11 protein-coding genes are annotated in these 12,935 nt (G+C 34.3%); 10 read left to right on the top strand and 1 reads right to left on the bottom strand.

Annotation, left to right across the window (positions count from 1 at the left end; all coding sequences use genetic code 11):
• Window positions 1–34 precede the first annotated feature (34 nt).
• A complete protein-coding gene (locus AC061E_RS13765; RefSeq protein ID WP_478286756.1) occupies window positions 35–427 on the top strand; it encodes a glyoxalase in 393 nt (130 codons plus the stop codon).
• Window positions 428–615: 188 nt separating this feature from the next.
• Here AC061E_RS13765 and AC061E_RS13760 read toward each other — a convergent pair whose 3' ends face one another.
• The gene (locus tag AC061E_RS13760) at window positions 616–2,994 is read right to left on the bottom strand and encodes a starch-binding protein (RefSeq protein ID WP_478286755.1); all 2,379 of its coding nucleotides are present in this window, start codon (window positions 2,992–2,994) and stop codon (window positions 616–618) included.
• A gap of 546 nt (window positions 2,995–3,540) precedes the next feature.
• Here AC061E_RS13760 and AC061E_RS13755 point away from each other — a divergent pair.
• Genes AC061E_RS13755 through AC061E_RS13715 form a run of 9 tightly spaced genes read left to right on the top strand, consistent with a single transcriptional unit; the run spans window position 3,541 to window position 12,929 of the window.
• Window positions 3,541–4,104: a gluconate 2-dehydrogenase subunit 3 family protein gene (locus AC061E_RS13755; RefSeq protein ID WP_478286754.1), complete on the top strand. Its 564-nt coding sequence runs from the start codon at window positions 3,541–3,543 to the stop codon at window positions 4,102–4,104.
• Between the two features lie 47 nt (window positions 4,105–4,151).
• On the top strand, window positions 4,152–5,855 hold the full coding sequence (locus AC061E_RS13750) for a GMC oxidoreductase (protein WP_478286753.1): 1,704 nt from the start codon (window positions 4,152–4,154) through the stop codon (window positions 5,853–5,855).
• A 9-nt stretch (window positions 5,856–5,864) separates the two neighbouring features.
• The gene (locus AC061E_RS13745) at window positions 5,865–7,019 is read left to right on the top strand and encodes a Gfo/Idh/MocA family protein (RefSeq protein ID WP_478286752.1); all 1,155 of its coding nucleotides are present in this window, start codon (window positions 5,865–5,867) and stop codon (window positions 7,017–7,019) included.
• Between the two features lie 10 nt (window positions 7,020–7,029).
• Window positions 7,030–8,082, top strand: coding sequence for a sugar phosphate isomerase/epimerase family protein (locus AC061E_RS13740; RefSeq protein ID WP_478286751.1), 1,053 nt, complete (start codon window positions 7,030–7,032; stop codon window positions 8,080–8,082).
• Window positions 8,083–8,099: 17 nt separating this feature from the next.
• On the top strand, window positions 8,100–8,474 hold the full coding sequence (locus AC061E_RS13735; RefSeq protein WP_478286750.1) for a c-type cytochrome: 375 nt from the start codon (window positions 8,100–8,102) through the stop codon (window positions 8,472–8,474).
• 51 nt (window positions 8,475–8,525) lie between these two features.
• The gene (locus tag AC061E_RS13730; protein WP_478286749.1) at window positions 8,526–9,986 is read left to right on the top strand and encodes a Gfo/Idh/MocA family protein; all 1,461 of its coding nucleotides are present in this window, start codon (window positions 8,526–8,528) and stop codon (window positions 9,984–9,986) included.
• Window positions 9,987–10,017: 31 nt separating this feature from the next.
• The gene (locus AC061E_RS13725) at window positions 10,018–10,752 is read left to right on the top strand and encodes a 3-keto-disaccharide hydrolase (protein WP_478286748.1); all 735 of its coding nucleotides are present in this window, start codon (window positions 10,018–10,020) and stop codon (window positions 10,750–10,752) included.
• A 49-nt stretch (window positions 10,753–10,801) separates the two neighbouring features.
• Window positions 10,802–12,037, top strand: a complete 1,236-nt coding sequence (locus AC061E_RS13720; protein ID WP_478286747.1) for a nucleoside permease — start codon at window positions 10,802–10,804, stop codon at window positions 12,035–12,037.
• 1 nt (window position 12,038) lies between these two features.
• The gene (locus AC061E_RS13715; protein WP_478286746.1) at window positions 12,039–12,929 is read left to right on the top strand and encodes a hydroxypyruvate isomerase family protein; all 891 of its coding nucleotides are present in this window, start codon (window positions 12,039–12,041) and stop codon (window positions 12,927–12,929) included.
• Window positions 12,930–12,935 lie beyond the last annotated feature (6 nt).

Here is a 12,935-nt window from a genome sequence, read left to right as displayed (position 1 = left end):
TTACTTTTATATTTTTAATTTTAAAGAAAAAATAATGGATACAAGAGATCAATTTATAGCTGAATTTAGAGGAAAAACATTAGGCATTATAACTAGTCAATCCACAACCGAAGAATCCTTTCAGAATGAGGTTTTGAGACCCATTTTAAAACTTCAAAACGAAATGATTTGTAAAGTTTTTCTACATCACCTAAAAAAGAACAAAATAGATTTTAATAGTTTCTCATTAGACAAGAAATTAAAAACTATTGATAATGCTGTTCAAAAAGACATTAAATTTAGGAATGCACTTAAAGGAATGATTTCTGGATTATTTACCATTCCAGAATATGAAATTTACACAAATAATAGCTCTAATTTAAACAAACGAATGATGAGTATGTTAATTGAAAGGTTAAAAAGTCAAATTCAGTTATTAAACATATAATATCTATAATTTTTATTTGCTTTTTCTATAATCAAAGATTAATTTTTTTTGATTTGTAGATTTTAGCGTTAAAAAAGTATTACTGTAGTTTTAATTTTTTAAAAGTTAGATTATTTCGTTTTGGATCTAAATATTTCATCAAAAAAAAGAGGCTGTCATGAACAGCCTCTTATAATCTAATGAATACTTTAATTTTTTATAATTTTTTGTTTTAATTCTTGTCCATTTTCAAAGCGTATATGAATGATATATATCCCATTATTTAAATAACTCATATCAATAGCATTGTTGTTTGATTTTCCAGATTTCACTTGTATACCATCCATAGCTTGAATTTTATAATCTAAAACTGGAGAGCTTGAGTTTACATATAAAAGGCTACTTACAGGATTTGGATATACTGAAATGGTATTATCTTCAGTTTTAAGTTCTTTATTTAGTGCAACTTTTGCTGTACTAGTGCCCCAAGAGTAAGAGAATCCATTTGTTTTATTTAATAAATCTGGTGTTTGATTTGCAGTCCCACTTGAGCCATTATTAAAAATCAAATTAGTTGATGTAGGTCCTGTAATGGTATATTTATAAAACCCATTTACATCGGCTAACATAGCAACACCTGGCCATGTTGTATTGGCAACACTTCCAGCAGGGATAGCATTCCAATAATGTATTTTTGGGGTTGTTGTCCAAGTCGTTGGAGGTTTAAAATAAACTGTCATAGTTGTTTGAACAGGACAACGATTTGCCGGTTCACCAGCTAACCAAGCACTATCATAATATTTCATTCCGGCAGTAGTAGTAAGATCGGCAGTTTTTAATGTTCCATCGTTAAATATTAAGTTTGTAGCACTTACAGTAGATGGGAAAGTAAATTTGTACCAATCACCACAATCTTTTGTCATTGCAACTCCTGGCCAGGCTACCGTTGGTGCTGTACCTGTTGGGGACCAGTAGTATACTTTTACAGCTGAATTCCAGTTTGCTGGTTTTTTAAAATATACAGTAAATGTTGGTAGTGTACCAAAAGTGTATGTTTCTGATTTGATTGTAGAGTTTACACCTACAGTATTTCTCACAAAGGCATTAAGAGTTTTAGTGGTATTAATTGAAAGTGTAATTGTACCAACTGCGGATGGCGATGCAATGGTTGGTGTTGTACCATCTAGAGTATAATATATAGTAGATGTAGAAGTATTAGCTGTTAAAGTAGTGTTAACCGTTGTTCCAGTTGTAAAAAATCCTCCTACTTGACTTACTGTTAGGCTTGGTAAATCAACAACACTTGACTTGTCCCAAATTGCAAAACCTGTTCCAGATAATTTTAATATCCAACCAGTTCCAGAAGGAGACCAATTATCTGATCCTAATTTCATTGCCACTTTATTGTCAATAATAGCTGCATATAGATTATTTGAAGCTGCTACTATATTTAAGGTAGAGGTGTTAGATAGTAAATTGTCTTTTCTAATTTTAATCATAGCGTCAATTTGAGATTTGATTCCCCAATTAAAATAATGAGGCCACCAAACCATAGGAGTTCCAGGATGAGTTAAAATATAGGCATAACCATTTAATACTTTTGATCCAGGGAAAATCCATAAATCTTGACCATAAGGCACAGGTCCCGTATCGTGATTATCAAGCATGGTTACTGCTTTATCTGGCCAAACTCCAATTAAACCAGAAGCTTTGCCAGAACCATCTTTTAAATAACTTAAATTATTATCATTAAATGCATTTTGGAGTGCGTTTTTGGTTGCAAAATCAAATGCAGTAGAAGAAGCTGTATTAGTTCCACCCTTTGTGTAATCTAACCATTTTACAATTCTATTTCGGTCACCTTCTAACAATTCACCAACTGAAAAATAAGGCGAGGTAGCATCGTTATATTCTTTAATATATTTCCCATCAAATCCATGGACAAAATCATAACGCCATCCATCAAAACCTATTTGATTTTTCAACCAAAGCATCCAAGTTTTGATACCATTTCTAACTTCAACATTAGAATGGTCTAAATCTCTAGCTGCAGAAAACAATCCTGTAGTACCGGGAGATTTTAAACCTGCTTGAACAGGATCATAATCTGGATTTCCAGTTCCTTTTTGTCCAGAAGGACTAATATTTGAATTATTGCAAATAGACCAAGTTTGTGTTGGAGTATTCCATGATGGTGTCGAAAAATCATACCACCCAGTTGTTCCGCCACGATGATTGACAACAATGTCTGCAATAACCTTTATATTTTTTGAATGAAGATCGGATATTAATGATGTTAATTGTGTTTGGGTACCATGAGCATTATTCAAGTCATACCAAACTGTTGGTATATAACCCATTCCTCCAGTTGATTTACTAGGAGGAGGCAACCAAATAGCATCAAAACCACCTGTTTGCAATGCTGTTGAATTACTTTTTATCACCTCATACCATTTGGTTGTTGAAGCATCAGTGGTCCAATGAAAACCTTGCATCATTACTTCTCTCCCAGTGGCAGTTGTTTGCGAAAAAACAATGGGATGTAATAATAGAAAAAAAAACAGCAAAAAAAATTTTTTTGATTTCATAATTTTTGGGGGTTTAGTTGTTAATTAATCATGAAATTAATGTTTATATTGATTAAAAATTACATTATTTATTTTTTAAATATTCTTTTTTTATTTTTTTCGTAACTATAACGTTATAGTTTTTAATAATGTTAATAAATTTTTAATTCTCAAAATAACTTTCTATCGATGTTTGAATGTTAATCAATTAAAAAAACTTTTAACCTATTTAGGAAAATCTATTTATAATGTCATTTTAACACAATGAAACTAAATTTGTAAATAACAGACAGAAATTTAATAGATAAAAACTTATTTATTTATAATTTTAAAGCCAACAACCACTTTTATTAATTTGGTCATAATTCAATTTTGATCAATAAAAATCTACTAACTAGTTAAAAGACAGCGTTTCTTTAATTTTTTTAATTGATAAATAACATAAAATTGTATAAATCGTAATAATTCAAAAAATTAACATTAAAAAAATAAACATGCTTTTTTTTTGGTTATTATTGTATAGTTATAGTAGTATTTCAATAGTGATTAATTTTAATATTTAAAAGTATGAATAGAAGAGAGGCACTAAAAAACGTTGCTTTTTTGATGGGCAGCGCGATATCAGCAACTACAATGGGCGTTTTATTTGAAAGTTTTACTATTCCAGAAGCTTTAAAAAAACAAGTTTATTTTTCTGCCATTGATGAAGATATTTTAGCAGAATTTGCTGAAATTATTATTCCTACTACTGCAATTTCTCCTGGCGCAAAAGCTGCTGGCTTGGGCACTTTTATACCCATGATTATGAGAGATTGTTACCCAACAAATATTCAAGAACTTTTTGCATCAGGTTTGAAAGAGATGCAATATACCTGTTCAAAAACTTACAATAAAGATTTTTTATCTTTAACCGTTCAAGAACGTCAAGAATTAATTACAAAATTAAAAGACGAGGCACTTGCTAATAACAAGGCTCCTTGCTTTTTTATAATAGCTAGAGACTTAACTCTTTTAGGATATTATTCCTCTGAAATTGGATGCACACAGGCCCGTGAATACCTACCCGTTCCCGGACGATATGATGGGAATGCCGATTATGTTCCTGGACAAAAAGCTTGGGCAACAAACTAAAACAGAACCAAATAAAGCGATTAACCAATTTTAAAAAATATACTCAAGTGAATATAAATACAAATTTAAAATTAGAAAATACCTATGATGCCATTGTTGTAGGATCTGGAATCAGTGGAGGTTGGGCTGCAAAAGAACTTACCGAAAAAGGTTTGAAGGTTTTAATGCTAGAAAGAGGCATGAACATTGAGCATATAAAAGATTATGAATCGGCTATGAAAGCTCCTTGGGAATTTGAACGTGCTGGAAAACTAACCGAAGAACAAAAAAGGACGCATCCCGTTCAAACCAGAGACTATCCCTATAACGAAGCTACCGAAAAATGGTGGGTAAACGATCTTGACTGTCCGTATACCGAAGACAAACGATTTGACTGGTATAGAGGTTTTCACATGGGTGGGAAATCATTAATGTGGGGAAGACAAAGTTACCGTTTTAGCGATCATAATTTTGAAGACAATAAAAGAGATGGACACGGAAATGATTGGCCTATTCGATATAAAGATTTAACCAAGTGGTATGATTACGTAGAAAAATTTGCTGGTATTAGTGGTCAAGCCGAAAACTGGCCTCTACTTCCTGATGGAAAATTTTTACCACCAATGGATTTGAATTGTGTAGAAAAATCAGTTAAAGAAAGATTAGAAAAACATTACAATAAATCAAGAATTTTAACCATTGGTAGAACGGCTAACTTAACGGTACCTCACAAAGGGCGTGGTAGTTGTCAATATCGAAATTTATGTAGTAGAGGTTGCCCTTTTGGTGCCTATTTTAGTACACAATCCTCTACTCTACCTGCTGCAATGGCTACCAATAAATTAACAGTTAGGCCCTACTCTATTGTAAACCATATAATTTATGATAAAGATACTAAAAAAGCCAAAGGAGTAATGGTTATTGATGCAGAAACAAACGAAACTATGGAATTTTATGCCAAAATTGTTTTTGTAAACGGTTCTACTCTGGGATCTACTTTTATTTTATTAAATTCTACTTCTGAGGCACACCCAAATGGAATGGGAAATGCAAGTGGGCAATTAGGACATAACTTGATGGACCACCATTTCCGCTGCGGAGCTGAAGGAACTGCCGAAGGTTTTGAAGACAAATATACTTATGGACGACGAGCAAACGGAATTTATATCCCCAGATATCAAAACGTTGGTAGCGATAAACGTGATTATCTTAGAGGTTTTGGTTACCAAGGAGGTGCTAGCAGAGGCTCTTGGCATAAAGAAGTGGCTGAATTAGCATTTGGCGAAAACTTTAAAGCAACGATGTCCCTACCAGCAGATTCATGGAGTATGGGTTTAGGCGGTTTTGGAGAGATGCTACCTTATTATGAGAACAGAGTATATATTGATCACACCCGAAAAGATAAATGGGGACAGCCTGTTTTAGCTATTGATTGTGAACATAAAGAAAATGAGGCTAAAATGAGGGAAGATATGATGAATGATGCTGCCGAAATGCTTGAAGCATCAGGAATCAAAAACGTAAAAACGTATGATAATGATTGCTATCCTGGAATGGCAATTCATGAAATGGGAACAGCTAGAATGGGTAATGATCCTAAAGAGTCTGTTTTAAATAAGTGGAATCAAATGCATGAAGTCAATAATGTATTTGTTACAGATGGTTCTTGTATGCCATCCATCGCTTGCCAAAATCCTTCATTAACTTTTATGGCATTGACGGCAAGAGCTTGCGATTATGCTGTAAAAGAACTTAAAAAAGGAAATATCTAAAACAGCAGCATGAGAAAGTTAAAAATGGGCATGGTAGGTGGCGGTACAAATGCCTTTATTGGCGCCATTCACCGTATTGCAGCCAGCATGGATAGTCTAATTACTTTACATTGTGGTGCTTTTAGTTCAAATCCAGAAACTTCTATTCAGTCTGGAAAACAACTTTTTTTACCTGAGACCAAATGTTATGCGTCTTATGCAGAAATGTTTGAAAAAGAGCGTGCCCTACCAAGAGAGGAACGAATGGATTTTGTAACTATTGTTACTCCTAATTTTGCACATTTTGAACCTGCAATGATGGCTTTAGAATATGGTTTTCATGTGGTAATAGATAAACCGATTACTTTAACTTTAACTGAAGCCAAAATGCTTCAAGGAAAAGTTAAAGACACTGGTTTATTACTTTGCTTGACACATACTTACTCTGGTTACCCAATGGTTAAGCAAGCAAAGCAAATGGTTTTAGAAAATCAATTTGGTTCTATTCGAAAGATACTTGTTGAATATCCGCAAGGATGGTTGAGCACACTTTCTGAAAATAACGGAAACAAACAAGCGCAATGGAGAACTGACCCTTCAAAGAGTGGTTTAAGTGGTTGTATGGGAGATATAGGCACACATGCTGCACATTTGGCAGAATATATTTCTGGTTTGAAAATCACGAAACTCTGTGCCGCAATACATACCGTTGTTGAAGGTAGACAACTTGATGATGATGGCAATGTTTTACTTCAGTTTGACAATGGTGCCAATGGCGTTCTAATTGCAAGCCAAATTGCGGCTGGAGAGGAAAATAGTTTAAAAATAAAAATATATGGTGAAAAGGGAGGTTTAGAATGGCATCAAATGGAACCAAATAGTTTAACTGTTAAATGGATTGACGCGCCAAGTCAAACCTATCGAGCAGGAAATAACTACTTACATTCAAATGCCTCTTTTAACTCTAGAACTCCTGGAGGACACCCTGAAGGCTACTTAGAAGCTTTTGCTAATTTGTATAAAAATTTTGCCCTGACTTTAATGGCACAAATTGAAAATAAGCAACCTACACAAGAGATGTTAGATTTTCCAACAGTTGCAGATGGCGTTAGAGGTATGGCTTTTATTGAAAACGTAATTGCCTCAGGAAAATCAGATTTAAAATGGCATGACTTTAAGATTTAAAAAATAATAAATGACTACAATTCAAGGACCAGCCGTATTTTTAGCACAATTTATTGGGGAACAAGCGCCTTTCAATACTCTGGATGGAATCTGTAAATGGGCGTCTGATTTAGGTTTTAAAGGGATTCAATTGCCTACTTTAGACAATAGATTCATAGACCTTGAAAAAGCGGCAAACAGTATCACTTACGCTGAGGAACTAAAAGGAAAAATTGCTTCTTACGGACTTGAAATAACAGAGTTATCAACGCACTTACAAGGGCAACTAGTTGCTGTTCACCCTGCATATGATGATTTTTTTGATGCATTTGCACCTAAAAATGTGCATCGAAATCCGAAAGCGCGTCAAGAATGGGCTGTACAACAATTGATGTTTGCGGCAAAAGCATCTTTTAATTTAGGTTTAAATGCTCATGCTACCTTTAGTGGGTCTTTGCTATGGCAATATTTTCACCCTTGGCCGCAGCGACCAGCAGGATTGGTTGAAGAAGGATTCGCAGAGTTAGCGAAACGCTGGACTCCTATTTTGAATGAATTTGATAAAAATGACGTTGATGTTTGCTATGAAATACATCCTGGCGAAGATTTATTTGACGGTGAGACCTATGAAATGTTTTTAAAAGCAGTTAATAACCATGAAAGAGCTTGCATTTTATACGATCCTTCCCATTTTGTTTTACAGCAATTAGACTACATTCAATACATCGATTTTTATCACGAACGTATCAAAGCATTCCATGTAAAGGATGCAGAATTTAATCCAACGGGAAAACAGGGAACTTTTGGAGGATATCAAAACTGGTCCAACAGAGCCGGTAGGTATCGCTCTCCTGGCGATGGACAAATTGATTTTAAAACGATTTTTAGCAAACTAGCCCAATATGATTTCAAAGGATGGGCTGTCATGGAATGGGAATGTTGCATTAAAAATCAAGAAGATGGCGCTCGCGAAGGAGCTGAATTTATTAAAAAGCATATCATAAAAGTTACAGACAAAGCGTTTGACGATTTTGCGGCTGTACCAACAGATCAAGCTTTTAATAGAAAAAACTTAGGACTTTAAAACTAAAAATAACTAAAATGAAACTGAAATTTGTATTGTTTGGAGCAGCTTTAATAAGCCTGAATTCATTCTCAACTCCAATTGAAACACCAAAATATAGTAAGGTTACCAAAAAAGTAACTTTTATTGATCAATCTTCGGATGGCGAAAAACTAATTGCTAAATCAGATTGTATAGGGTGTCATAAAGTTGATAAAAAACTTATAGGTCCCTCATATTTAGAGATTGCGAAAAAATATCCTTTGAATGATAAAAACATTGCCTACTTAACTGGCAAAATCATCAAAGGAGGATCGGGAGTTTGGGGAAGCATCCCTATGTCTGCTCATGCTTCACTTAAGAAAGACGATGCTAAAGTTATGGCTAAGTATATTTTATCTTTAAAAAAATAATTTTTTTCAAAACCTATTAAGTTTTGCTATTCAATTTCAAACCAAAAAAAGATGATGAATTCAAAAGAAGATAATAAGTCAACAACAAACAATCGACGGGACTTTATCAAAACCACTGCCATCGCTGCTGCGGCCTTCATGATTGTTCCACGTCATGTATTAGGGCGCGGATTTACAGCACCTAGTGATCGCCTATCGATAGCAGGAATTGGTGTGGGTGGTAAAGGAAAATCAGACATCGCTATGTTTGCCAAAAGTGGTAATGCTAATATCTCTTTTTTATGTGATGTTGATACCCGAAGAGCTGCCGAAAGTGTAACTGCATTTCCCAAAGCTAAGTTTTATAAAGACTGGAGAGAAATGCTAGACAAAGAGCACAAAAATATAGATGCCGTTTCAGTTTCAACTCCAGATCATAATCATGCGATTCAAGCATTGGCAGCAATGCAACTTGGCAAGCATGTTTTTGTACAAAAACCAATTGCGCATGATATTTACGAAGCTAGAATTTTAACACAAGCAGCGGCAAAATATAAAGTGGTTACGCAAATGGGTAATCAAGGTGCATCAAATGATGGTACACGAATAATGAAAGAATGGTACGAAGCAGGTTTAATAGGAGATGTTCACACGGTTCATGCCTGGACTGATCGCCCAGTGTGGCCTCAAGGCATACCATGGTCTACAAATAAAGCTGCTGTTCCTAATGAGCTGGACTGGGATTTGTGGTTAGGCACCGCGCCGTATAAAGAATATGTAAACAAATTGGTTCCCTTTAATTGGCGAGGCTGGTGGGATTATGGCACAGGAGCACTTGGTGATATGGGATGCCACTTATTAGAAGCTCCTTTTAGTGTACTAAATTTAAAACATGCTAAAGATGTGCAATGTAGCATCGGCTCAGTTTATGTCGATGAATTTCAAAGAGGTTATTTTCCAGAAAGCTGTCCACCTTCAAGTCATGTAACGCTTAATTTTCCGAAAACAAATAAAACCAAAGGTGATATTGAAGTACATTGGATGGATGGAGGTATACAACCCGAAAGACCTGATGAACTCGGACCTAATGAAATTTTTGGAGATGGTGGTAATGGTACTTTATTTACAGGTACCAAAGGAAAAATGATGTGCGACACCTATGGATTAAATCCTAGACTGCTACCGTTAAGTAAAAATGATGCTATTAAAGTTCCAAAAAAATACGAGCGCGTAAAAAATGGTGCCGAAGGTCACTATAAACAATGGGTAGATGCTTGTATTGCTGGATATGGTAATATGGAAGTTAGTTCACCATTTGAAATTGCAGGACCACTTACAGAAACTTTACTAATTGCAAATCTAGCCATCAGAGGTTATGATGTAATGATTGAAGAACTTGGCGAGGAAACCTATCCTGGACGTTCTGCCAAGCTTTTATGGGATAACAATCAAATGAAAATAACCAATTTTGATGCAGCCAATCAGTTTGTAAAAAGAGAATATCGTGAAGGCTGGAAAGCTTTAACATTATAAAATATACTAATTAAAAAAACGGATAAAAAAAATGCGAAATTTATGTACTTCCTTATTAGTAATCTTGATGGTTCAAGTTACTAATGCGCAGCAAAGTCCAATTCCTAAGGGTTTCAAGTCTATTTTTGATGGACAATCTACAAAAGGCTGGCACACATACGGTCAAAAGACTGCTACCGCTGGATGGAAAATAGAAGATGGAACTTTACATTTTGACCCAGCAGCAGCTCAAAACGGACAAGGTGGTGATCTTGTAACCGATATAGAATATGAAAATTTTCATTTAAAATTAGAATGGAAAGTAGCTAAAAATGCTAATAGTGGAATCATTTTTTTTATCAATGAAGACCTATCTAAATTTAAAAATACTTACGAAACAGGTCTTGAGATGCAAGTTCTAGATAATGATGGTCATCCTGATGGGAAAATAGAAAAACATAGAGCAGGAAATTTATACGATTTGATCAAAAGCAGTTCAGAACCTGTCAAGCCAGTTGGTGAGTGGAATTCGGTAGATATAGTTTGCAAATTTGGAAAACTAACCATGCAACTTAATGGTGTAAAAGTAGTTGAAACAACACTTTGGGATGCCAACTTTAAAACTCTTGTTGCAGGAAGTAAGTTTGCAACTTGGTCTGGATTTGCTGCCTTTAAAAAAGGGAAAATTGCATTACAAGACCATGGAGACAATGTTTGGTATCGAAACATCATGATTAAAGAATGGAATACCATGAAAGTTACTACGGGCTGCGAAGCAGGAATGTAATTTCATGAAACCTAAATAAAACCAAGTTAAACACTAAATATTATCTTTTATGCATGCTACCATCAGAATAAAATTATCTATAATGATGTTCCTTGAATTTTTTATTTGGGGTGCTTGGTTTGTTACTCTGGGGACTTTTCTTGGAAATAATTTAAAAGCAACTGGATCTGAGACTGCTGCTATATTTTCAACACAATCTTGGGGTGCCATCATAGCACCTTTTATAATAGGATTGATTGCAGATAGATATTTTAATGCTGAAAAAATTTTAGGATTTCTTCATCTCGCAGGTGCTGTGTTGATGTATCAAATGTATCAATCAGAGGATGTAAGCACTTTTTACACCTATGTTTTTAGTTATATGATTTTATATATGCCCACATTAGCACTTGTTAATTCAGTTTCCTTCAATCAAATGCAAGATCCAGAAAAAGAGTTTGCAAATATTAGGGTTTGGGGAACAATAGGCTGGATAGTTGCAGGATTATCTATTAGTTACCTGTTTCACTGGGACTCCCCAACAAACATAACTCAAGGAATGTTAAAAAACACGTTTCTATTAGCAGGAATTGCTGCTTTTATTTTAGGAATATTTAGTTTTTTATTACCAAAAACACCTCCAAAAGTATCAGATGAAAAAATCAAACTTGGAGATATTATTGGACTCGAAGCCTTGAAGCTACTGAGAGATAAAAATTTCGCTATATTTTTTGTCTCTTCAATATTGATTTGTATTCCACTTGCCTTTTATTATCAGAACGCAAATTTATTTCTTACCCAAGCTGGGATAGAAAATCCAACCGGAAAAATGGCAATCGGTCAAATCTCAGAAGCTTTATTTTTATTATTAATACCTGTTTTTTTTACTCGATTTGGATTCAAAATAACAATATTAGTTGGCATGATCGCATGGGCTATTAGATATGTACTTTTTGCCTATGGAAATGGAAACGATTTGAGTTTCATGTTGATCATTGGAATTGCATTACATGGTATCTGTTATGACTTCTTTTTTGTTTCAGGTCAAATTTATACGAACTCTAAAGCAGGCGAGAAATATAAAAGTGCAGCCCAAGGACTTATTACACTGGCAACTTACGGAATTGGAATGCTAATAGGTTTTGCAGTTGCAGGATGGATTACTGATACTTACAAACTAGAAACTGGAAATACAAATTGGCAAATGGTTTGGATCATTCCTGCTGGTATTGCCTTTATCGTATTCCTACTATTTGCACTATTTTTTAAAAATGATACAAAAGAAAATACAACTATAGCATCATAATATGAGCTCAAATTTAAATAGACGGTCAGCCATAAAAGGTATTTTTGCTGGAGCTACTGCATTGAGTATTCCTGATTCTTTCTCAGCATTGGCTATGCCAAAAAATGAAAATGTTGATCAAAATAGATTAAAAGGCAATATTAACCACTCTGTGTCCAGATGGTGTTTTGACTCTTTAGATTTAGAAACTTTATGTTTAGAAGCCAAAAAAATGGGCATTACCGGTATTGATTTGGTAGGTCCAAAATCTTGGTCAACTTTAAAAAAATATGATTTAGAATCTACTATGTGCAACGGAGCAGAAATTAACTTAGTAGATGGTTTTAATGATACGCAATTTCATGAAAAATTAATCCAAAATTACTCTGAAATGATTCCGATGGTAGCAAAAGCAGGTTATAAAAATCTAATTTGTTTTAGCGGAAACAAAAGAGGAAAATCAGATGAGGAAGGATGGAATAATTGTGTAAATGGATTAAAACAGCTCATTCCGTTAGCCGAAAAGCACAAGGTAACACTAGTCATGGAATTACTTAATAGTAAAATAGATCACAAGGATTACCAATGTGATACAACGAGTTGGGGTGTAGCACTTGCAAAAAAAGTAAATTCAGAGAATTTTAAACTACTCTATGATATTTACCACATGCAAATTGATGAAGGTGATGTGATAAGAACCATTAATGAAAACCATCAATATATAGCACATTATCATACAGCAGGAGTTCCTGGAAGAAATGAAATTAATGACTCCCAAGAATTGAATTATTCTGCAATTATGAAAGCTATTTACCAAACAGGTTTTACTGGCTTCGTGGGACAAGAGTTTATCCCTAAAAACCCGAATAAACTAGCTTCCCTAAAACAAGCCATTACCATCTGTGATATCTAATCCTTA

This window comes from Flavobacterium sp. GNP011 (assembly GCF_056428925.1).
The sequence above is the reverse complement of the archived record's forward strand: the minus strand, read 5'-3'. Positions and strand labels throughout refer to the sequence as shown.